Annotated in this window: 20 protein-coding genes; 16 read left to right on the forward strand and 4 right to left on the reverse strand. The window is 73.2% G+C overall.

The features are described from left to right. Window positions 1–510: 510 nt before the first annotated feature. A complete protein-coding gene (locus ACZ5Y0_RS08850) occupies window positions 511–1,353 on the forward strand; it encodes a DUF72 domain-containing protein (RefSeq protein ID WP_469127915.1) in 843 nt (280 codons plus the stop codon). A 23-nt stretch (window positions 1,354–1,376) separates the two neighbouring features. On the opposite strand, the gene ACZ5Y0_RS08855 is transcribed toward ACZ5Y0_RS08850, so the two are convergent. Beyond that, the gene (locus tag ACZ5Y0_RS08855) at window positions 1,377–2,048 is read right to left on the reverse strand and encodes a lipoprotein (protein ID WP_469127916.1); all 672 of its coding nucleotides are present in this window, start codon (window positions 2,046–2,048) and stop codon (window positions 1,377–1,379) included. Between the two features lie 217 nt (window positions 2,049–2,265). Here ACZ5Y0_RS08855 and ACZ5Y0_RS08860 point away from each other — a divergent pair, with 217 nt between their 5' ends. The 9 genes from ACZ5Y0_RS08860 (at window position 2,266) to ACZ5Y0_RS08900 (ending at window position 11,260) form a co-directional block, all read left to right on the forward strand. Then, window positions 2,266–2,421, forward strand: a complete 156-nt coding sequence (locus tag ACZ5Y0_RS08860) for a hypothetical protein (protein WP_469127917.1) — start codon at window positions 2,266–2,268, stop codon at window positions 2,419–2,421. Window positions 2,422–2,498: 77 nt separating this feature from the next. Next, window positions 2,499–2,663, forward strand: coding sequence for a 50S ribosomal protein L33 (gene rpmG / locus ACZ5Y0_RS08865; protein WP_469127918.1), 165 nt, complete (start codon window positions 2,499–2,501; stop codon window positions 2,661–2,663). 108 nt (window positions 2,664–2,771) lie between these two features. Further along, window positions 2,772–2,894 (forward strand): type B 50S ribosomal protein L36, encoded by a 123-nt coding sequence (ykgO, locus tag ACZ5Y0_RS08870; protein ID WP_073498960.1) that lies wholly within the window; start codon window positions 2,772–2,774, stop codon window positions 2,892–2,894. 394 nt (window positions 2,895–3,288) lie between these two features. Continuing rightward, entirely contained in the window at window positions 3,289–3,825 is a 537-nt protein-coding gene (locus ACZ5Y0_RS08875; protein WP_469127919.1) for a cysteine hydrolase family protein, read from the forward strand. Window positions 3,826–4,053: 228 nt separating this feature from the next. Continuing rightward, window positions 4,054–5,043 carry a hypothetical protein gene (locus tag ACZ5Y0_RS08880; protein ID WP_469127920.1) on the forward strand — a complete coding sequence of 330 codons (990 nt, stop codon included), beginning with the start codon at window positions 4,054–4,056 and terminating at the stop codon, window positions 5,041–5,043. Window positions 5,044–5,236: 193 nt separating this feature from the next. Next, window positions 5,237–7,249: a DUF1996 domain-containing protein gene (locus tag ACZ5Y0_RS08885; RefSeq protein WP_469128038.1), complete on the forward strand. Its 2,013-nt coding sequence runs from the start codon at window positions 5,237–5,239 to the stop codon at window positions 7,247–7,249. 170 nt (window positions 7,250–7,419) lie between these two features. Continuing rightward, entirely contained in the window at window positions 7,420–9,150 is a 1,731-nt protein-coding gene (locus ACZ5Y0_RS08890) for a tetratricopeptide repeat protein (RefSeq protein WP_469127921.1), read from the forward strand. A gap of 153 nt (window positions 9,151–9,303) precedes the next feature. Next, on the forward strand, window positions 9,304–10,683 hold the full coding sequence (locus tag ACZ5Y0_RS08895) for a diacylglycerol/lipid kinase family protein (protein ID WP_469127922.1): 1,380 nt from the start codon (window positions 9,304–9,306) through the stop codon (window positions 10,681–10,683). Then, window positions 10,676–11,260, forward strand: coding sequence for a phosphatase PAP2 family protein (locus tag ACZ5Y0_RS08900; RefSeq protein ID WP_469127923.1), 585 nt, complete (start codon window positions 10,676–10,678; stop codon window positions 11,258–11,260). The genes ACZ5Y0_RS08895 and ACZ5Y0_RS08900 overlap by 8 nt, the downstream gene beginning before the upstream one ends. Window positions 11,261–11,278: 18 nt before the next feature. Here the strand turns inward: ACZ5Y0_RS08900 and ACZ5Y0_RS08905 are convergent, their stop codons facing one another. Beyond that, a complete protein-coding gene (locus ACZ5Y0_RS08905) occupies window positions 11,279–11,914 on the reverse strand; it encodes a class I SAM-dependent methyltransferase (protein ID WP_469127924.1) in 636 nt (211 codons plus the stop codon). Window positions 11,915–12,131: 217 nt separating this feature from the next. On the opposite strand from ACZ5Y0_RS08905, the gene ACZ5Y0_RS08910 reads away from it, so the two are divergent. Next, window positions 12,132–12,305 (forward strand): hypothetical protein, encoded by a 174-nt coding sequence (locus ACZ5Y0_RS08910; protein ID WP_467515876.1) that lies wholly within the window; start codon window positions 12,132–12,134, stop codon window positions 12,303–12,305. A gap of 41 nt (window positions 12,306–12,346) precedes the next feature. On the opposite strand, the gene ACZ5Y0_RS08915 is transcribed toward ACZ5Y0_RS08910, so the two are convergent. Next, on the reverse strand, window positions 12,347–14,050 hold the full coding sequence (locus ACZ5Y0_RS08915) for a C40 family peptidase (protein ID WP_469127925.1): 1,704 nt from the start codon (window positions 14,048–14,050) through the stop codon (window positions 12,347–12,349). A gap of 367 nt (window positions 14,051–14,417) precedes the next feature. After that, entirely contained in the window at window positions 14,418–14,759 is a 342-nt protein-coding gene (locus ACZ5Y0_RS08920) for a helix-turn-helix transcriptional regulator (RefSeq protein ID WP_469127926.1), read from the reverse strand. Between the two features lie 125 nt (window positions 14,760–14,884). Between ACZ5Y0_RS08920 and ACZ5Y0_RS08925 the strand changes: the two genes are divergently transcribed. The 5 genes from ACZ5Y0_RS08925 to ACZ5Y0_RS08945 all read left to right on the forward strand — a co-directional run bounded on the left by ACZ5Y0_RS08925 (window position 14,885) and on the right by ACZ5Y0_RS08945 (window position 20,039). Beyond that, on the forward strand, window positions 14,885–15,640 hold the full coding sequence (locus tag ACZ5Y0_RS08925) for an ANTAR domain-containing protein (protein WP_469127927.1): 756 nt from the start codon (window positions 14,885–14,887) through the stop codon (window positions 15,638–15,640). 103 nt (window positions 15,641–15,743) lie between these two features. Then, window positions 15,744–17,093: a transaminase gene (locus ACZ5Y0_RS08930; protein ID WP_469127928.1), complete on the forward strand. Its 1,350-nt coding sequence runs from the start codon at window positions 15,744–15,746 to the stop codon at window positions 17,091–17,093. A 35-nt stretch (window positions 17,094–17,128) separates the two neighbouring features. After that, window positions 17,129–17,569, forward strand: coding sequence for an Lrp/AsnC family transcriptional regulator (locus ACZ5Y0_RS08935; protein WP_469127929.1), 441 nt, complete (start codon window positions 17,129–17,131; stop codon window positions 17,567–17,569). A 50-nt stretch (window positions 17,570–17,619) separates the two neighbouring features. Further along, complete coding sequence (locus ACZ5Y0_RS08940) at window positions 17,620–18,228, forward strand: flavin reductase family protein (protein WP_469127930.1); 609 nt, start codon at window positions 17,620–17,622, stop codon at window positions 18,226–18,228. A gap of 95 nt (window positions 18,229–18,323) precedes the next feature. Continuing rightward, window positions 18,324–20,039, forward strand: a complete 1,716-nt coding sequence (locus tag ACZ5Y0_RS08945; protein ID WP_469127931.1) for an immunity 49 family protein — start codon at window positions 18,324–18,326, stop codon at window positions 20,037–20,039. Window positions 20,040–20,055: the final 16 nt, after the last annotated feature.

Raw genomic sequence — 20,055 nt, forward strand, 5'->3', positions numbered from 1 at the left:
GCGCGGCCGTCCGGTGGTGTCGTCGCTGCCGTGGGCGGGTGGCGGGCTCCACCGAGGCGTCCCGCCGGCCACGGTCGTCCCGCGCTGCACCCCGTCCTGCGCGTCCCGCGCGCTGCCCTGTGCGTCCCGCGCGCGTCGAGGGACGCGGTAACCAGCCTCACCTCGGCTCGGACCGGCCCATCGCCCGGACGACGTCCGGGCCCTCCTGGTCACCGTCCGCGCCCCCACGCGGCGCGGTCTCCCGGTGGTCGGCCATGACCGGACCGGAGGCGCTGGAGGACCGCACCACACCACGTACGCGGCATGCGCCGCCGGGGAGGCGGGCCACACGGGTCGTATCGCGCGCCCGGATTCCGGACCCACCCGAGCGCCCTGGCCGTGGACCCGGGCGAGGCGGTCCGTCGCGAACTCGCCGCCGGGCTTCTCCGATCGCCCGTGACGGGAGGTCACCTCACCGGCCCCGCCGGATGATGGGTGGCTGATCCCGTCCGTCCGGGGTAACCGGCCGCCATGGGCGAGATACTGATCGGCTCCTGTTCGTGGACGGACCGGGCACTCCTCGGCAGCGGCTGGTACCCGACCGGGCGGCGGGACCCGGAGGGCCGACTGCGGCACTACGCCGAACACTTCCCCCTCGTCGAGGTCGACGCGACGTACTACGCCCTGCCCTCCGAACGCAACAGCCGGCTCTGGGCCGAACGCACCCCCGACGGCTTCGTGTTCGACGTCAAGGCCTTCTCCCTGCTGACCGGCCATCCCACCCGGCCCGCGGTGCTGCCGCCGGGGCTGCCCGACGACGTCCGCTCCCCGAAGGCGCTCGACGAGGTGTGGCGGCGCTTCACGGACGGCATCCAGCCGCTGCGCGAGGCCGGGCGGCTGGGCGCCGTCCTGTTCCAGTTCCCGCCGTGGCTGCGCCCCGGCCCGCACGCCGATGCCGTCCTCGCCGACTGCCGTGAGCGCACCGCCGGGTGGCCGGTCTGCGTGGAGTTCCGGCACCCGGACTGGTGGCGCGGTGAACAGCGGCGTACCACCGAGGAGTTGCTGCGGTCATACGGCTTCGCCGCCGTCGCCGTCGACATGGAGCCGTCGCTGCCGTCCGCGATCCCGCCGGTCACGCCCGTGACCTGCGAACAGCTCGCGGTCGTGCGGTTCCACGGCCGCAGCCACGCCTGGGGGACGGGCAGCAAGGAGGACCGCTTCCGCCACGAGTACGCCGACGACGAACTGCGCGAATGGCTGCCCAGGGTGCACGCCCTCGCCGGCCGGGCCGAGCGCGTGCACGTGCTGTTCAACAACTGCTGCGCCGACGCGGCCGTGCGGGCGGCGGCACGGATGCGTGAGCTGCTCGGCTGAGCCCCCTGCCGGTTCGGGTCCCGTCAGGCAGTCGCCTCGAGAGTCCTCTTGGCCAGCTCGTACGCCGGCAGCATCGCCTCGTGCTCCTCGGTGTCCATGCCCCCCAGATGAACGACGACCGGGCCGTCGGCCGTGCTCACGGCCAGGGCGCGCTCCTTCTTCGTCTCCTCCAGCACCTCGCTCGTCGTCGTGTACTCCACCTCCGCACCGGAGAGAGAGCCGACCTTGAACGAGCTGTACTTCGCCCCGCTCGCCCCCTTCCCGGCGGTCACGAAGTCCTCCAGCACGCCGCGGGCGTCGGCGTCACCGGGCTCGCCCGTCCACACCCGGAGGAAGCCGAGCTTCCCGGCCGGCTTGGCGTCGACCTCGCAGGCCATGGTGACCGGTCCCTGGTGCAGGAACGCGTCGGCGAGTTGGTCCGTGATCTCGTTGCCGGTGTCGCCCTCCTGCGAGGCCGTGTCGATGGCCTCGGCCTCCCAGAACTCGGCGATGTCGAACGTGACGGGAAGCTCACAGGCCGAGCCGGCGGCACCGATGCTCCCCCCACGCGCCGCGACCCCGGCGGTGGCCGACGCCTTCGCTCTCGTGCCGGACCCGCCCGAGCCGTCCCCCGACTCCCCGCACCCCGCCGCCGTCGCCGCCAGCAAGGCCGCCGTCGCCAGGCCCCGCCAGGCGTTCCCCACCCCACAACGCACCGCTGTCTCTCCTCCGCTCGGAACCGGTTTCCCGTTCGATACCGGCGGAGCACTGTAACCGAGGCGGGGGCGATACCGCGGGGCAAGGACTGCCGCCCCGGCCGTGCGCAAGCCGGGCGCGCTGGTCCGGCGCGGGTGGACACCCTCCGCGACCGGTGTGCTGGTCCCTGGGGCGGGTGGACACCCCTCGCGACCGGTGTCCTGGTCCCGGGGAGGGGTGGCCCCCGTCGCGCCGGTCGTCGTGACCGGCGCCGGTCACACGCGGCTCACGCCCCTGTGCGTCGTACGGCTCCGGAAGGTGCCGGACGGCGGGGGCGGCCAGTTCCGCACCACCGGTTCCCGCGCGAAGACCACCACCTTCGCGCGGGAATGAGTCGGTCCCCTCCGCTGTTGTGTCCCGTGACTGGCATGCACCGCTCAAAGGTGCGACGCCGGTGAAAGGAGGCCCCCATGGCACGCAGCACGGCGCGCCCCGTCGTCACCCTCAGGTCCACGGCCGGTACCGGCGCGACCTATGTGACCCGCAAGAACCGTCAGAACGACGCCGACCGGCTGGTCCTGCGCAAGTACGACTCGGTCGCCGGACGACACGTCACGTTCCGCGAGGAGCGCTGAGCCGAGGCGCCGACCAGGAGCGCCGGTCCGAGAAGGGTCGGCCACGGCGCCGGCCCGAGAAGGGTCGGGCCACGGCGCCGGCCCGCAGGTGCAACAGAGGAGGCAGTCATGAAGGTGCGCAACTCCCTGCGTTCCCTGAAGTCCAGGCCCGGAGCCCAGGTCGTGCGCCGGAAGGGGGTCACCTTCGTCATCAACAAGAAGGAACCCCGCTTCAAGGCTCGCCAGGGCTGAGGCCCCGCAGTGGCCCGGGGGGGGGGGGGGGGGGCGGGGGGGGGGGGCCCCCCCCCCCCCCCCCCTCCCCTCCCCCCCCCCCCCCCTTCCCCCCCCCCCCCCCCCCCCCCCCCCCCCCCCCCCCCCCACCGCCCTGTCCGCTGCCGTTCACCCGTCCTGGCGCGGCCGTTCACCCATCCGGCCGCCTCCTGGCCACCCGTCCTGACCACCCGCCGGGCGGACACCGCGAGGCCCGCCTACGGTGGGGGAGCGGCCGGCTCCCCAGGGGATCGCGGCCGCTCCCGGCCGGTGCCGACTTCCCCCCCTGTCCGATCCGGCCGGGATCCCGCCCTCCGCCCGATGCCGGTGAGGCGGCAGACCGTGGTACCCGCTCCCGGAGGGGAACCCGTGACGCATGGGCAACACCGCGCTGATCGTCATCGACATGATCAACACCTACGACCACGCCGACGCCGACCTTCTCCTGCCGGCGGCGCGCCGGGTAGTCCCGGCGGTGGCCGGGCTGCTCGAACGGGCCCGCGGCACCGACATCCCGGTCGTGTACGTCAACGACAACTTCGGGGAGTGGCGGTCCCACCACGGGGAGCTTCTCGACACGGCTCTCTCCGGCCCGCACGCCGACCTCGTCGAGCCGCTGGTGCCCGACGACGCCTCGCTCTTCGTGGTCAAGGCCCGGCACTCGATCTTCTTCGAGACCCCGCTGGCCTACCTCCTCGACCAGCAGGGCATCGACCACATCGTCCTGTGCGGCCAGGTCACCGAACAATGCGTCCTGTACTCCGCGCTCGACGCCCACATCCGCCATCTGCGGGTGACCGTCCCGCGGGACGCGGTCGCCCACATGCACGCCGACCTGGCGGACGCGGCGCTGCGGATGATGGAACGCAACATGGGGGCACGGCTGTGCGACAGCGAGGAGCTGTGGACCTGACCGACGCCCGAGGAGGGGCGGCGCCCGAGGGCGGTGCCCGCCGGCGGTCCGGCCCCGACGTCCTGCCTGATCACAGCCCCGGACTGATCCCCGAAGGCCTTCCCGGCGTCTACATGGGCGTACGACCCGCGCGCGGATCCGGCCGTCGGAGCCGGCACCGCGCGCGGGTGCCGGATCCGGCCGTGCGCTCCCCGCGCGCGGCGAGCGGTTGGGGAGACCTTGGGGAACGTGCGTCCAGCACAGGAACGGCGGCGTGGCGCCGGTGAGCGCCGTGCCGTGCGCGGCGACGCGAGGGGAGAGCGGCTCGGCGCGGCGGCCCACGTCATCGGCGCGGGCGCCTTCGTCCTGCGCACGCTGCGCGCCGAAGCGCACAGCGTGGTCGTCGACCCGGTACGGCGACTGCTCCGGCGCGGACCCGCCGGGCTGCTGCTCGCCGGTGTGGCCGTCGGGGGCGTCATCTTCTTCCACGCCCTCGCCCAGCGGCCGGCCGGGGCGGACGTCGTGCGGGCCGTCGGCGGCGTCCAGGGAGACCTCCCCCTGTGGCTGGCCCTCCTGCGCACCCCGGTCTCGCTGTACGTCCCCGCGCTCGACCTGCCGGTCTGGGCCGGTATCACCCAGCTGTTCCTCGCCTTCGCGCTGGCCGAGAACAGCCTCGGCCGGGGCCGGACCCTGGCCGTCGCCTACCTGACCACGCTGGCCGGCACCCTCGCCGCGCGGGTGATGATCATGGCGGGTCCGGACCGTTGGGGGTTCGGTCTTCCGCCCGAGGCGGGGCAGGTGCTCGACACAGGCCCTTCTGCCGCGGTCGTCGGCCTCTTCACCTACATCTCCGTCGTCAGGCGGGCGCCCGTCGTCTTCACCCTCACCGGCGGCTCGATGGTCTGGGAATCGATAGCCAAACCCAACCTCGCCGGCCGCGAACACCTGGTGGCGGTGGCCGCCGCGGTCATCCTGGGCCTGCTGCACGGTCGGCGCCCCGCCTGGTTCCCCGACCGGCGCCGTCCCCGGCGCCGGCCCGTGCCCGCCTGCGCACCGTCCTCGCCGGACACCCCGGCCCAGGCCACCCCGGCCTCGGGGGCCCAGCTCTCGGGCGTCCCGCTGTCAGACGCCCCGGCCCCGGACACCCCGGTCACCCCGACGCGGACCACCCCGACTGTCACGGCCGCCCCGGAGAATCCCGCGTCCAGGGCTGACGCCCAGGTAGGTGCGGATACCTGAGAAACTCCCATGAAGATGTAAGGCGGTTGAACACTCCGGGGTCCGGTTGCGTATAGAGCCGCGGGGATCTCATGTCCTGGCCGCCGACGACGTTTTGGAGCACTTCGTGGGACACAGCAGGCGCAGGCGCCCGATGGGCGGACGACGAGCGACGTTCGCCGCGGTCGCCCTGATGCTCGGCGGCGGAGGGCTGATGGCCGCGAACGTCTACGCCTCCGCGACCGAGGACGACCAAGGGCCCTGGACCTCCGGTTCCGTCACCATCGACTGTCCGGACGTGGGCAGTCGGCTGACCTCGGTTCCGGACGGCGCGGGTGAGGAGGTCGACCGCGAACTCGCCCAGCTGGACCAGCAGATAGCCGCCGCCTACCAGCAACTCCAGGATTCGGCCCAGGCCGTGCGCGACGACGCGGGCTTCGCCGACAACGCGGTGATGAACCCGTTGAAGGAGAAGCGCGCCGCGACCATCGACCGCATCGGGATCGCCATCGACCGCGTGGGCGACCGGCCGGAGGGCCTCTCCGATCTCGCCGCCTGCACCCTGCGCACCGCCGACGACAAGGCGGGCGAGGAAGCCGGGGGCAACGGCGGAGACGGCCAGGACCAGGGAGACGGTCAGCAGGGCGGAGACGGGCAGCAGGACGGAGACGGGCAGCAGGACGACGGCGGCGAGGGCGACGGTCAGCAGGACGGCGGAGGCAACGGCGGGCAGGCGGGCAACGGCCCCGTGGCCGCCGACTTCGCCGACATCACGTCCGTGCAGCCCGCCCAGCAGGCCGCCGACCCCGGTGCCGGCCCCTCGAAGGGCACCTTCGCCACCAGCTGCGGTGTCAACGCCAACGGCTTGTTCAACTCCGACAACGTGATCGTCGCACCGGGCGTCACCAACGGCGCCCACCACTTCCACGACTACGTCGGCAACCAGGCCAACGACGCCTTCGCCTCGGACGACGACCTCGCGAACGGCGAGACCAGCTGCGTCGACCAGAGCGACAAGTCCTCGTACTTCTGGCCCGTGCTGCGACTCCAGAACGGCGCCCAGGCGCAGGACGCGCAGTCCCCCGGCGGTGGCGTCGAGGGCAACGCGGGCGAGATCGTCACGCCCGAGGAGGTCACCATGACCTTCGTGGGCAACCCGCGCTCCGAGGTCACGGCCATGCCGCGGCTGCTGCGCATCATCACCGGCGACGCCAAGGCCTTCGTCAACGGCACCGCCAACGCCAACGCCTCCTGGAGCTGCACCGGCTTCGAGGACCGGCAGCTCAAGGACAAGTACCCGGTCTGCCCCAACGGCAGCGACGTCGTACGCACCTTCCGCTTCCAGAGCTGCTGGGACGGCACCAACATCGACAGCGCCAACCACCGCACCCACGTGGCGTTCGCGGCGGCCGACGGCAGCTGCCCGGCCGGCTTCAAGGCCATCCCGCAGCTGGTGCAGCGCATCGTCTACGACGTCGACGCGCCGAGCCTCGGGGACGGCGGCCGTACGACCCCCCTGTTCGCGGTGGACTCCTTCCCCGAGCAGTTGCACAAGCCGGTCACGGATCACGGCGACTTCATCAACGTCTTCGCCGAGGACCTGATGAACGAGATGGTCGACTGCATCAACGAGGGCCGCACCTGCGGCGCCGGCGCGAGCGGTGACGGCGGCGGCGCCGACAACGGCGGCGGTGACAAGAACAACGCCGGCGGTGACGACAACGGCGGCGCCGACCAGGGCGGTCAGGACCAGGGCGGTCAGGACCAAGGCGGTCAGGACCAAGGCGGTCAGGACCAGCCTGGTCAGGACGACGGCCGGCAGCAGCCCCCCGCCCAGAACTCAGAGGAGCCCCAGGCCGGGCCGGCCGAGGGCGACACCGGCTCCGGCTCCGCCGACGCACCCCGCACCGCCGAACCCCGCGTCTACACGAAACCGACCGCCAAGTCGACCAAGCCCGCCGCGGAGACCCCCGCGCAGGACCCCGACGCCAAGGGCGAGATCGGCGCCCCCGCCACGGCTCCGGACGAGACCCCTGCCGAGCCCCCGGCCCCGGAGCAGAGTCCGGTCGCGGCGGACACCGGCGACGCCCCGTCCGCCGTCCCCGCCCCTCAGGCGCAGGGAAGCCTGGCCGAGACCGGCGCCGGCCTGTGGCCGGCCGCGGCGGGCGCGCTGGCGCTGATCGCCGGATTCGTCCTCCTGCGCCGTTCCACGAAGCGCCCGTACTGAGTACCTCACGGAGGCAACCACCGCGCCGGGCACGAACGGGTGCTCCCTGACGCGGGAGACCGCCCCGCCGCCCGGCCGCACGGTATATGTCGCTCGGAGTGACCGCACAGGTCGCTCCGAGCGGCGCCTGCCCCGGACCGGCGGGGCGGCCGCGCGACGAGGGGAGCCCCATGCGGGACGGAAACAAGAGCAACACGGAAACGGGCACCGAGTGGGGGTACTACGACCTCGGCAGCCACCGCCGTACGGTCACCACGTCGTCGGCCGAGGCCCAGCGCTGGTTCGACCGCGGCCTGGTCTGGTCGTACGCCTTCCACCACGAGGAGGCGGTGGCCTGCTTCGAGACGGCCGTCCGCGCCGACCCGCACTGCGCGATGGCCCACTGGGGGATCGCCTACGCCCTCGGCCCCAACTACAACAAGCCCTGGGAGTTCTACGACGACCAGGACCTGGCACGGACCGTGGAGCGCACCCACGCCGCGGTGGAACTGGCCCATGAGAAGGCCGTCACCGCCACCCCCGTCGAACGCGCCCTGATCGCCGCCCTGCGCGCCCGCTACCCGCAGGACCGCCCCGTCGACGACTGCTCGGTGTGGAACCGGCCCTACGCCGACGCCATGGCCGCCGTCCACGCGCTGGCCCCCGACGACCTCGACGTGGCCGCCCTGTACGCCGACGCCCTGATGAACCTGACGCCCTGGCAGCTGTGGGACGTGCGCACCGGGGAACCCGCCGAGGGCGCGCGCACGCGTGAGGCGCGTGCCGTGCTCGACGCGGCGCTCGCCACCGCGGCCGGGGCCAGTCACCCCGGCGTGCTGCACCTCTACATCCACCTGATGGAGATGTCCCCGACTCCCGAGACGGCCCTGCCCGCCGCCGACCGGCTGCGCGACCTCGTGCCCGACGCCGGCCACCTCCAGCACATGCCCTCGCATCTGGAAGTGCTGTGCGGCGACTACCGCGCGGTGGTGAGGGACAACACCCGGGCGGTCGCCGCCGACGAGAAGTACGTGGCCCGGGCCGGAGCGATGAACTTCTACACCCTCTACCGCGCCCACAACCACCACTTCAGGATCTACGGCGCGATGTTCCTCGGCCGGTCGCGGATCGCCCTGGAGGCCTCCGACCGGCTGGAGGAGTGCCTGCCGGAGGAACTGCTGCGGGTGGAGAGCCCGCCCATGGCGGACTGGCTGGAGGCGTTCCTCGCCATGCGGGTCCACGTGCTGATCCGCTTCGGCCGCTGGGCCGACATCCTGGCGCTCCCGGACCCCACCGACCCGCGCCTGTACAGCATGACGACCGCGATGCGGCACTACGGCCGTGGCGTCGCCCTCTCCGCGACCGGCCGGGTCCCCGAGGCGGAGGTCGAACGCACCCTCTTCCGGGAGGCCGCCGCCCGGGTCCCGGAGACGCGCATGCTGTTCAACAACACCTGCGCCGACATCCTCGCCATCGCCGCCACCATGCTCGACGGCGAACTGGAGTACCGCAAGGGCCGGCACGAGGCCGCCTTCGCCGCCCTGGAACGCTCGATCGAACTGGACGACAACCTCCCCTACGACGAACCCTGGGGCTGGATGCAGCCCACCCGGCACGCGTACGGCGCCCTGCTGCTCGAACAGGGCCGGATCGCCGAGGCGGAGGCGGTCTACCGTGCCGACCTGGGTCTCGACGACTCCCTGCCCCGGCCGTCGCAGCATCCGGGGAACGTCTGGTCCCTGCACGGACTGCACGAATGCCTGGTACGTCTCGGCAGGGACGGCGAGGCGCGGATCGTTGCCCAGCAGCTGAAGTTCGCGGACGCCCTGACGGACGTACCCGTCGAGGCGTCCTGCTTCTGCCGTCTCGACACCGCGGCCGGGCCCCGCGGCACGAGTGGCTGCTGCGGCATGGACAATTGAGCGACCGCCCGCCCGGGATGCCGAGCCGCCCCGCCGTCCCCACGATGGACGCAGGAGGCGGGTCCAGGCCCGGGCGCGGACATCCGGAGTGGACGGGAGAGCGATGGCACGGGCCACGCGGGACAGGGGACCTCGGAGTATGGCGGGCGCAGGGTGAACGAGACGCACACGAAGGGGGTGGCGGGCACCGACCGCCCGTCCGCGGGGACCGGCCATGCCCGCGGCTGGGCGCGGCTGGCGTTGGCGCTGGTCGCCGGCTGCGTCGCCGTCGTCCTCTCGGGCTTCGACTCCGGCGGCTGGCTGATCCTGCTCACCGGGTTCGCCGGACTCGCGCTGGCCGGAGCGGGCGTCTGGTGGATGCTGGCGCACCGCGGCGGGACCCGGCTGCTGGGCGGACTGCTGGCCGTGGCCGCGCCCGTGGGCGTGCTGGTGCTGTACGCCGCGTCCGGGCTGTGGATCGTGGCCGTCGGCGCGCTCGCCCTGTGGGCTGCGGCGCTCGCCTCGGCCCGCTCCGCGCTGCGCAACCTGCGCCGCCCGCGCGGCATGCACACCCGTCGGGCCTCGCCCCCCAAGCGTCCGGTGCTGCTGATGAACCTGCGCTCGGGTGGTGGCAAGGTGGAGCGGTTCGACCTGGTCAAGCGGGCCGAGGCACTGGGCGCCCGCGTGATCGTGCTCGGCCCCGACGACTACCCCGACCCCGTGCAGGTGGCGCGGCAGGCCGTGGCCGAGGGCGCCGACCTGCTGGGCGTCGCGGGTGGTGACGGCACCCAGGCGCTCGTCGCGGCCGTGGCCGCCGACCACGGGCTGCCCTTCCTGGTGATCGCCGCGGGCACCCGCAACCACTTCGCCATGGACCTGGGCCTGGACCGCGCCGACCCCCTGCACAGTCTCGACGCTCTCACCGACGGTGTGGAACTCCGCGTCGACCTCGGCGACGTCGGCGGCCGGCCCTTCGTCAACACGGTCTCCTTCGGGGCGTACGCGGAGATCGTGCAGAGCCCGGAGTACCGCGACGCCAAGGCCGCCACCGCCCTGGAGCACCTGCCCGACCTGCTCGCGGGCGAGGCCGGCACCACCCTCGACGTGCACACCGACGACACCCGCCTGCACGCCCCGCAGGCTCTCCTCGTCAGCAACAACCCCTACGCCCGCGCCGACCCGCTCGGCGGCGGCCGCCGGCCCCGCCTGGACACCGGACGGCTCGGCGTGATCGGTGTCCGGGTGGAGGGCCCGGGGCAGGCCGCCGAACTGGTGCTGCTCGGCGAACGCGCCAGCGGCATCACCTCGGTGACGTCCCGCCGGGTCACCGTGAAGGCACCCGAGGGGCACATCCCGGTGGCCGTCGACGGCGAGGCGCTCGATCTGCCCGTCCCGGTCGTGTGCACGCTGCGGCCCCGCGCGCTACGGGTCCGGGTGCCCCGCCACCGTCCCGGCGCCGCCTACGCGCCCCCGACCGTCGACTGGCGGCGCATCGTCGCCCTCGCACTCGGCCGCACCGACACCCGCACGACCCAGGAGAAGCACGATGTCTGACCGCCGAACCGAGCCACCCGTCCGCATGCCGCACCTGGTGCGCGACCTCGCCACCCTCGACCAGGCCCTCTACGAGACCGTCACCGTGACCAGGACGCCCACGCTGGACACCGCCCTGCGCCGGCTGTCCGCGGCGGCGGACCACTCCAAGTTGTCCTTCGCGGTCGCCGGCGTCCTCGCGCTCGGCGGCGGCCGGGCCCGGCGCGCCGCCGCCCTGGGCGTCGCGGCCATCGGGGTGGCCTCGGCGAGCGCCAACCTGCTCGGCAAACGCCTGGTCCGCCGTCCGCGCCCGCACCGCGCCTTCGACTCACCGTTCCCGGGCCGCCACGTGCCGATGCCCGACTCCGCGTCCTTCCCGTCCGGGCACACCGCCTCGGCCGTCGCGTTCGCGGCCGCCGTCGGTCCGGCGTTCCCGGTCGCCGCCGTCCCGCTGGGCCTGCTCGCCTGCGCGGTGGGCTACTCGCGCGTCCACACCGGAGTGCACTACCCGGGCGACGTCGTGGCGGGTGCGCTCCTCGGCACGGCGTCGGCGGCCCTGGTGCTGTCCGCCGCGGCCCGGCTGACGACTGACGGCTGACGGCGGGGCCGGAGCCCGCTACTCCCGTCCGCAGTACAGGAAGACGTGCGGCTCGGGTACGGCCTCGGGGTGGTCGGGGGTGAACAGGACGCTCTCCTCGGCCAGCACCGTCAGGCCGGCCCCCGCCACCATCTCGACGAGATCGTCGCGGGCGAAACTGGTGACCCGCACCGGCTGCCCCATGAACACCGCGTCCACGCCCTCCACGTCCAGCGGCACGGTGGCGAGGACGAGGCTGCCGCCCGGCAGCAGGGCCCGCGCCAGCCGGCCGACCAGCGCGGTCTGCTGCGCGCGGTCCATCTGGAGCAGGGAGAAGTATCCGCACACCGCGTGGAACGAGCCATTTTTCAGCGGTAGTTCCCTCACGTCCAGGCACCGGAACGTCGCCTCGGGGACCTGCCGGGCGGCGAGAGCGACCATGACGGGGGAGACGTCGACACCCAGTACGTCGTGCCCGGCGCCCGCCAGGGTCTCGGCCGTCGGGCGGCCCGTCCCGCTGCCCACGTCCAGCACCCGACTGCCCGGCGCGAGCCGCCCGAGCAGCCACTCCAGCGACCGGTGATGCGCCTCGGAGTGCGCGAACGCCTTCTCGTAGTCGGACCCCAGCGCGTCGAACGCCGCCGCCGCCCGCCGCTTCTCGTCCTCGCCGCTCAAGCCGGCCTCCCGTGGTGGTGGGCAGGTTCCGCACCCGCGCGGCCCTGACGGCGCCTCAGTCTAGGGCCGGGGCGCGCATGCGGTGGGCCGGTTGTCGCGAGCGGCCGGAATCCGAGTTTCCACTACCGTCAGTAACATGGTCCACTCTCCTTCAGAGGTGGGGCTACTGGCCAGTAGGTGAGGCCCCGCGACCGTCGTTCCCTTCGGAGGACCCCCGATGACCTCGCCCGAGGAAGCCCTGCAACAGGCCCGTGCCACGTACGAGGAGCACGCCCGCACCTGTCGGCAGTGCCACTTCGACGCCGTGCCGTGTGCGGTCTCGAAGCATCTTCTGCGCGCCTACAACAACGCTCGTCGGCAGCAGATGCGGGCGAACTCCGGCGTGCGTTGAGCGATTTTCGTCACACGGGGTGACGGCCGCGGCGGGTCGGGTCAGGCGGGCCGTACCGCTCCGCGCAGTGCGCCCTCGCCCAGGGCGTGGACCGACTCTTCGCGGATGGCCGCGCCGGGCCCCGGGGCGTGGATCATCCGGCCGTCGCCCGTGCACAGACCGGTGTGGCTCAGGTCGTCGAAGAAGAAGACCAGGTCGCCGGGGCGCAGATCGTCCAGGGCGACCCGGGTGAAGGCCTGCGCCTGGTCGAGTGGCGTCCGCGGCAGCGTCACACCCGCGGCACGCCAGGCGGCCTGGGTGAGGCTGGAGCAGTCGTACGACTCCGGGCCCGTCGCACCCGTCACGCACGGCCGCCCGATCTGCGCGCGGGCGAAGGCGAGGGCCTTGTCCGCCTTGCCCAGGTAGCCGGTTCCGGTCGCGTGGGTGGTGACGCCCAGGGGGGACGGGGCGGGGGCCGGGGAGGCCGGGAGCGCGGCGCCGGTCAGCGGTAGGACGAAGCCGGGGGCGGGAACCGGGAACTCGGCCATTGAGAAGGCCGGTTCAGGTGTGGGCACAGGGAACTCGGCCATCGAAAAGGCCGGTTCAGGTGTGGGCACAGGGAACTCGGCCATCGAAAAGGCCGGTTCAGGTGTGGGCACAGGGAACTCGGCCATCGAAAAGGCCGGTTCAGGTGTGGGAGCCGGGAATTCGACGACCGAGAAGGCCGGTTCAGGTGTGGGAAGCGTGACGTGGACCGGCTGGGACGGGGCGACGGGGGCGGCGTACTCCGGTGCGGGCGGCGCCAGCAGGTCGCCGTAACTGGCCGCCAGCAGCCCCCGCTCAGGCTCCGGGAAGGCGTTCGAGGGCGCCACGAGCGGAGGTTGGGGCACGGCGAAGCCGGACGTGGGGGCGGGGAAGTCGTACGAGGGGGCGTCGAAGCGCGGCGTGGCCGTGCGGTGGGTGGTGTCGGACGTGGGGTTGACGACGGCGTTCGGGCCGGTCGCCGTGAGGGCGGTGTCACCGGAGCCGGTCTGCTGACCTGCCCCTGCGTCCTCCGGACGGTAGGCCTGCTGTTGCCCGGTGTCCCAGGTCCGCTCGACCGGCCGCGACTCGATCGCGGGCAGCGACGGCACCGGCTGCGGGACGGAGCGGGCCAGCACCTCACGGGCGACGGCGAGTTTGCGCCGGATCCTCTCCTTGCCGCTGCGCAGGGACGCCTGCGGAGCGGCCTGCGCGGGGGAGGGCGCCGAAGCCGGGGCGGCCATCGGCACCCCGGGGGTCCGCACCGGGGCCGCCGGCAGCGCGGCCACGGCCCGCCCGGTCAGCTCCGGTGCGCGTCGGCCGCCCGCCTCCAGTTCATGCCGGCCGCCCGCCTCGATCTCCCTTACGGCTCCGGCGCCGGGCGGCGGCAGCTCCGGTGCGGTCCGCGGGCGCGGGACGATCGCCGGCCGGTCGGGCAGGCGATCGGTGGGCAGGGTGGCGGGAGTGGTCGGTCCGAGCCTGTTGCGCGCCATGTCGAACCACTGACGGGTCACGGCCTCCAGCGTGGGATCGATCGCCGCCCGCCCGCTGTTGGCGACGGAGGTGACGGTCCGGCGGCGTCCGCCCGACCTGGCCCGGGTGGCGTTGAAGGTCCCGGTGTCGGTCTCGGCCCGGTCGTACAGGGCCCTGACCCGCTCCTGGACCTCCGCACGGCTCGGTGCGCCGGCGTCCTCGATGCGTGCGGAACCTGTGCCCGTGGGGAGCGTGGTGCGATCCGTCGCCATGGAAGACGTACTCCTTCCGTGCTCCGCCGGCCGAGTGGGCGGTGGATCCGGGAGCGGTCCTCGCAGCGAGGTACTCCCGACGCTCGCCGTCCGGTCGGGCGGTTGAGCATCCCACCCCGGGGACGGACGGTCCCCGGCTCCGGCCGCGGCACTGCTGTCACGGACCCGGCGGAGGCCGCGCGGCCGGCGGGGTTCGCCGGAGTCGGTCGTGCGGCCTTGCGTCAACCTAGCCAACTTGTGTGACTGATGTGAAGATCGAAGCGTTAAATGTCCGATACGTATTCGTGACCTTGGTCTCTCTTCGCCGCAACGACGTTTGAGCGGGTCCGAGTTGACCGATACGCCTGGCCTTGGCGATACGGGGTGGTCATGCCCCGCTGGTCTCCGGTGCGGGTTGGAGGGTGCGGTCCGTCTCGTCCTGTACGAGCAGTGACAGCAGCGCCGCCACCGTCAGTCCTGCCTCGGCCGGGTGCCGCAGCACCTTGCCCGGCTCGATCCGGTAGGTGTTGCCGCGTCCCTCCCGGGTGTGGGAGAGGTAGCCGTCCTGCTCCAGGTCCGCGATGATTTTCTGGACGGCACGTTCCGTCAGCCGGCAGTGCGCGGCGATGTCGCGGATGCGGACCGTCTGGTTGTCCGCGATGGCCGCCAGTACGCGGGCATGGTTCGTCAGGAACGTCCATCCGGTGTGCGATTCGGGCACTCCTTCCATGAGGCCATGATACGGCTGACCATTCACGTATACAAACGCCGGAACTCTATTTCGTGTATTAGTTGACGTGTGACGGGTGTCGGAGCGAGGCTGGGACGGTGAGGACAGTGGCCGGGGAGGCGGTCATGGCAGAGCCTGCGTACGACGCGGAGCGCGGCGCGGGGAGGGCCGGCCCGCGGGCCGGGGGCGGCGGTGCTTCGCCCGCCCGGCCGATGCCCGATATCGCCCTCCGCGTCGGGGGCGAGTGCGTGGCAGTGGAGATCCGCGGGGCACTGGACCTGGGGGCCGCCGGACAGCTCGAGCACGCCCTGCGGGCCGCGCTGGCCGCGGCCGTCGAGGCCGTGGAACTTGATCTCGGCGGTGTCGCGTTCTGCGACTGCTCCGCCCTGAACGTCCTGCTCGAGGTGCGTGAACGGGGCCTGCGACAGGGCAAGACGGTCGTCATCCGCTCGGCCGCCCCCGCGGTCGCACGGCTCCTCGACCTCACCGGCACGGCCCCACTGTTCGCCGGTGCCGGTCGCGTTCCCCATCATGACGACGACGCCCTAGGCCCGGTCCCGCCGGAAGGTCCCGGCGACGAGGACGACCTGCGCCTCGAGGTCGTCCAGCTGCGGCGGGCCATGCGGACCCGCCCGGTGATCGACCTCGCCCGCGGCATCCTCATGGCCTCCTTCGCCCTCAGTGCGCAGGACGCCTGGCGGGTCCTGGTCGACGCCTCCCAGCACACCAACACCAAACTGCACCACCTCGCCCGCGACCTCGTCGGCGCCGTGGAGGGCGCCCCGCCGCCGGAGGCCGTCCGGGAGCAGGTGGCGGCAGCCGTGGCCAGGGTCCGGGCAGGAGCCCCGGCGGAGAAGAGAGGCGGTCCAGTGGACGATTGATTCGCGCGCGCCAGCCGTCGAATCGAGCGTTCAACCTTGCCATCCACGCGTTTTCGGTCGTAGGTTCGGGCCATTCATTCGTTCCGTCGATCCGGGGTGTGCCATGGACCGTGCCCGACTGCGTCACCTGCTGGCCCGCGAGAGCGCGGACGCCGAACGGCACAACCCCCGCTCCCGCGCCGCCTACGGCCGCGCCGACCACCTCTTCGGCCGCGTGCCGATGACCTGGATGAACAAGACGGCCGGTGCTTTCCCCCGCTACCTGGACTCCGCGCGCGGCGCCCGCGTCCGTGACCTCGACGGGCACGAGTACATCGACTTCTGCCTCGGGGACACCGGCGCCATGGCGGGCCACTCGCCGGCCGCCGTCGCCGAGGCCGTGCGTCGTCGCTTCACCGCACTCGGCGGCGCGACCGCGATGCTGCCCACGGAGGACGCGGAATGGGTGGGTGCGGAACTGACCCGCCGCTTCGGACTCACCCGCTGGAGCTTCTCGCTCACCGCGACCGACGCCAACCGCTGGGCCATCCGTCTCGCCCGCGCCGTCACCGACCGCCCGAAGATCCTGGTCAACAGCTACTGCTACCACGGCAGCGTCGACGAGTCCCTGATCGTCACGGGCCCCGACGGCAAGGGAGGCCCCCGCCCCGGCAACGTCGGAGCGCCCTGCGACGTCACCCTCACCAGCCGGGTCGCCGAATACAACGACCTGGAGCACCTGGAGCGCGAACTCGCCCACGGCGACGTGGCCGCCGTCCTCATGGAACCCGCGCTCACCAACATCGGCATCGTGCTGCCCGAGCCCGGCTATCTCCAGGGCGTACGCGAACTGACCCGCCGGCACGGCGCGCTCCTCATCAACGACGAGACGCACACCTTCTCCGCCGGACCCGGCGGATGCACCGCCGCATGGGACCTGGAACCCGACGTCCTGACCATCGGCAAGGCCATCGGCGGCGGCATCCCGGCGGGCGCCTACGGCCTGTCCGCCGATCTCGCCGACCGGCTCCTCGGCCGCGACGACCTCGACCTGGTCGACATGGGCGGCGTCGGCGGCACCCTCGCGGGCAACGCGCTGTCCGTCGCCGCGACCCGTGCCACCCTCGAACACGTCCTCACCGAGAAGGCCTTCACGCGTATGCACGAGCTGTCCGAGCGCTTCGAGGCCGGGGTCCGGGCCGGCATCGGCGCCCACGACCTGCCCTGGTCCGTCAGCCGCCTCGGCGCCCGCACCGAGTACCGCTTCGCCGCCCCCGCGCCCCGCAACGGCACCGAGGCCGCGGCGGCCGGCGACACGGAGCTGGAGGACTTCCTCCACCTCTACCTCGCCAACCGGGGCATCCTGCTCACCCCGTTCCACAACATGGCCCTCATGTGCCCCGACACGACGGAGCAGGATGTGGACGCGCACACCGAGCTGTTCGCGTCGGCCCTGGCCGAACTGGCCGGCTGAACCCATCGACGGCACGACAGGAAGAGGACGCCCCCGTGGACGAGATCGACCGGGCCATCCTGCGCGAGCTACAGACCGACGGACGTATCGCGTACGCCGACCTCGGCCCTCGGGTCGGACTCTCCGCGTCCGCCGCCCGGCAGCGACTGCAACGTCTGCTGGACTCGCGCGCCGTCCAGGTCGTCGGCGTCACCGACCCGATGGCCATGGGCGGTCAGGCCATGGCGCTCCTCGGCATCACCGCCGACGGCGACCCGCGCCCCGTCGCCGATGCGCTCGCCGGCCACCCCGAGGTCGTGTACTCCGTGCTCACCTCGGGCGGGTTCGACCTCTTCGCCGAAGTCGTCAGCCCCACGGCCAAGGATCTGCTGGACTTCGTCAACGACACCGTCCGGCAGACCGAGGGTGTCGCCGCGGTCCAGTCGTTCCCCTACTTCGCCATCCACACCCACCGTTTCCTCTGGGACGTCGGCTGAGGTCGGGGCGGCGTCCGTGCCGACCCGGACGGTCCGGTAGAACTGGCGCCATGCGCATCGACTACGCCCCCGACAGCCTGGGCGCCGGAGCCTTCTACCGGCTCCTGACCTCCGTCGTCGTACCCCGACCCATCGCCTGGGTGTCGACCCTGGCGGCCGACGGCACGACGGCGAACCTCGCACCGCACTCCTTCTTCACCGTCGCCTGCACCGACCCGCCGATCGTCCAGTTCACCTCCGTGGGCCGCAAGGACTCGCTGCGCAACATCGAGGCCACCGGCGAGTTCGTCGTCAACCTCGCCCCCGAAGCGCTCTTCGAGCAGATCAACGCCAGCGCGGTCGACTTCCCCGCCGAGGTGGACGAGTTCGATGCCGTCGGCATCGAGCGGGAGCCCTCGCTGCGCGTCGGGCCGCCCCGCGTGGCCGCCTCCCCGGTGGCCCTGGAATGCCGGCTCCACTCCACCCTGCGCATCGGCAACTCCACCCTGGTCCTCGGCCAGGTCGTGCACGCCGCCGTACACGAGGACGCCGTCGTGGACGGCCGGCCGGACATCCGCGGGCTGCGGCCACTGGCGCGACTCGGCGGAAACGAGTGGAGCACCATCGGCGAGGTCAGCGAACTCGCCCGCATCCCCTACCGCGACTGGCCCAGAGCCTGACCACGTACCCGCCGCCGGCGCCGCCCCGCGCCGGCCGTCGGGCCCCGCGGCCCACCCGCCCCAGCAGCCACCACCCGGCTTCGTACAGTGATCACGTGATCCGACACGACGCACCCGATCCCCACCTGCCCCCGCTCACCGTCGACCGGGCCGACCGTCTGCGCGCCCTCGTGGCCGACCATCTCGCCACCCGCCACGGCATACGTCTCGCCGTGGAGGCGGACGCCGCCGAGCACGCCGGTCACCGGTACCCGCTCGCCAACCTCGCCCGGTGGTGCGAGGACGTGCCCGAGGAGGCATGGCCCGAGCTGGTCCGACGGCACTTCACCCGGCTGGAGTCCGCCGCCGACGGCGACGAGGACGCCGAGCAGCTGCACAGCCGTACCTTCCTGCGCCTGCTGCCGTCCGACGCCCTGCCCGCCGACGGGCGGTTCGCGTACCTGCGTCCGGTGGCCGAGGACCTGGTGGCCGCGCTGGCGCTGGACGCCCCCGAGTCCGTGCGGATCCTCGACGACCGCGATGTGGAACGAGCCGGGCTCGACGACCTGTGGGCCGCCGGGCGCGCCAACCTGCTCGCCGATCCCGTCGAGCACGACGAGTTCCCCGGCCCGTCAGGGGCGGTGCTGCACTCCGTGTACGGCGACTCCCACTTCGTCGCCGGCAAGGCGCTGGTCCTGCCGGAACTGGTCCGCCACCTGACCGGCGGCGACCTGCCGGAGGCCGGCGCGCTCGTCGCCGTACCGACCCGGCACCTCCTGGCCTTCCACCCCATCGTGGACGGCACCGTCGTGGACGCGGTCAACGACCTCGCGACGTACGCCCTCGGCGCCTACCAGGACGGTCCCGGTTCGCTCAGCCCCCGGCTGTACTGGTGGCACCAGGGGCGGCTGGAGTGCCTCACGGCCTTCGACCACGACACCCGCGCCCTGTCCGTCGTACCGCCGCCGGAGCTGATGGACCTGATGAAGCGGCTGCGCGGCGGCGCGGAGCCGGCCGCCGGTCCGTACGACGTGGACCGGCTCGCGCGCACCGTCGCCGAGCTGACCGGGCGTCTCGCGGAGGACTCGGAGTGCTTGCGGCCCGCCTTCGACGCCGCCGTGGCCCATGCCCACGCCCGGTGCGCGGACGACCCGCGGGCGGCGAAGGTGGAGACCTGGGGGGCCTGGGTCACCGCGACGCAGATCGGCGGCGCCCTGTTCGGCACCGCACTCGCCCGCGAGGGCACCGTGCGGTGCCGGATCGGGCACGAGACGTACCTCCTCCCGGCCACCGGGCCCGCCCCGCACGCCGACGCGCGCACCTGGCTCGACGCCTTCTGGACGGCCGTCGTGTGCCGTGACGGCGACCGGTTGAGGACGCTGTGCCAGGTCCCGGTGGAGGATTTGCGCCGGGCGGGGCCGCACCTCGACGACTACGTCTTCCACTGGATCGACACCCTTCAGAGCTATCTGGGTTCCGTCCCCGCCGACGACCTCGTGAAGAAGCTCGTCACCACCATGGAGACCTCCGACCCCAAGGTGGCGACCCGCACCCCGGCCGACTTCCTCAACCTGGTCGACTACCAGCCCGTCGCCCTCTTCCACCGCCTCCTGACCCGCCAGGAGGACCACTTCACGGCGGCACTCACCGAGGCCCTCGACCACCACGCCGTCTACTACCGGGACTCCACCGACCCGCGCGGCCTCGTGGCCCTGGGCCCCCTCGCGATGGTGTGCCTCGCCCGCGACATCGGCCTCACGGTCGACACCACGTCGCCGTACCTGCCGATGCACCTCGTCGAGGCGTCCTGGTACGGCGAGTTCGACACGTGAGACAGTGCGGAGGCAG

This window comes from Streptomyces sp. NPDC033216 (assembly GCF_055577115.1).

What these genes read in the sequence shown, in the direction of transcription:
- ACZ5Y0_RS08850 (WP_469127915.1), top strand. Translation starts at nt 511, where the DNA reads ATGGGCGAGATACTGATCGGCTCCTGTTCGTGGACGGACCGGGCACTC.
- ACZ5Y0_RS08925 (WP_469127927.1), top strand. Translation starts at nt 14,885, where the DNA reads ATGGCAGAGCCTGCGTACGACGCGGAGCGCGGCGCGGGGAGGGCCGGC.
- ACZ5Y0_RS08915 (WP_469127925.1), bottom strand. Translation starts at nt 14,050, where the DNA reads ATGGCGACGGATCGCACCACGCTCCCCACGGGCACAGGTTCCGCACGC.
- ykgO (WP_073498960.1), top strand. Translation starts at nt 2,772, where the DNA reads ATGAAGGTGCGCAACTCCCTGCGTTCCCTGAAGTCCAGGCCCGGAGCC.
- ACZ5Y0_RS08875 (WP_469127919.1), top strand. Translation starts at nt 3,289, where the DNA reads ATGGGCAACACCGCGCTGATCGTCATCGACATGATCAACACCTACGAC.
- ACZ5Y0_RS08910 (WP_467515876.1), top strand. Translation starts at nt 12,132, where the DNA reads ATGACCTCGCCCGAGGAAGCCCTGCAACAGGCCCGTGCCACGTACGAG.
- ACZ5Y0_RS08885 (WP_469128038.1), top strand. Translation starts at nt 5,237, where the DNA reads ATGGCCGCGAACGTCTACGCCTCCGCGACCGAGGACGACCAAGGGCCC.
- rpmG (WP_469127918.1), top strand. Translation starts at nt 2,499, where the DNA reads ATGGCACGCAGCACGGCGCGCCCCGTCGTCACCCTCAGGTCCACGGCC.
- ACZ5Y0_RS08940 (WP_469127930.1), top strand. Translation starts at nt 17,620, where the DNA reads ATGCGCATCGACTACGCCCCCGACAGCCTGGGCGCCGGAGCCTTCTAC.
- ACZ5Y0_RS08920 (WP_469127926.1), bottom strand. Translation starts at nt 14,759, where the DNA reads ATGGAAGGAGTGCCCGAATCGCACACCGGATGGACGTTCCTGACGAAC.
- ACZ5Y0_RS08890 (WP_469127921.1), top strand. Translation starts at nt 7,420, where the DNA reads ATGCGGGACGGAAACAAGAGCAACACGGAAACGGGCACCGAGTGGGGG.
- ACZ5Y0_RS08900 (WP_469127923.1), top strand. Translation starts at nt 10,676, where the DNA reads ATGTCTGACCGCCGAACCGAGCCACCCGTCCGCATGCCGCACCTGGTG.
- ACZ5Y0_RS08930 (WP_469127928.1), top strand. Translation starts at nt 15,744, where the DNA reads ATGGACCGTGCCCGACTGCGTCACCTGCTGGCCCGCGAGAGCGCGGAC.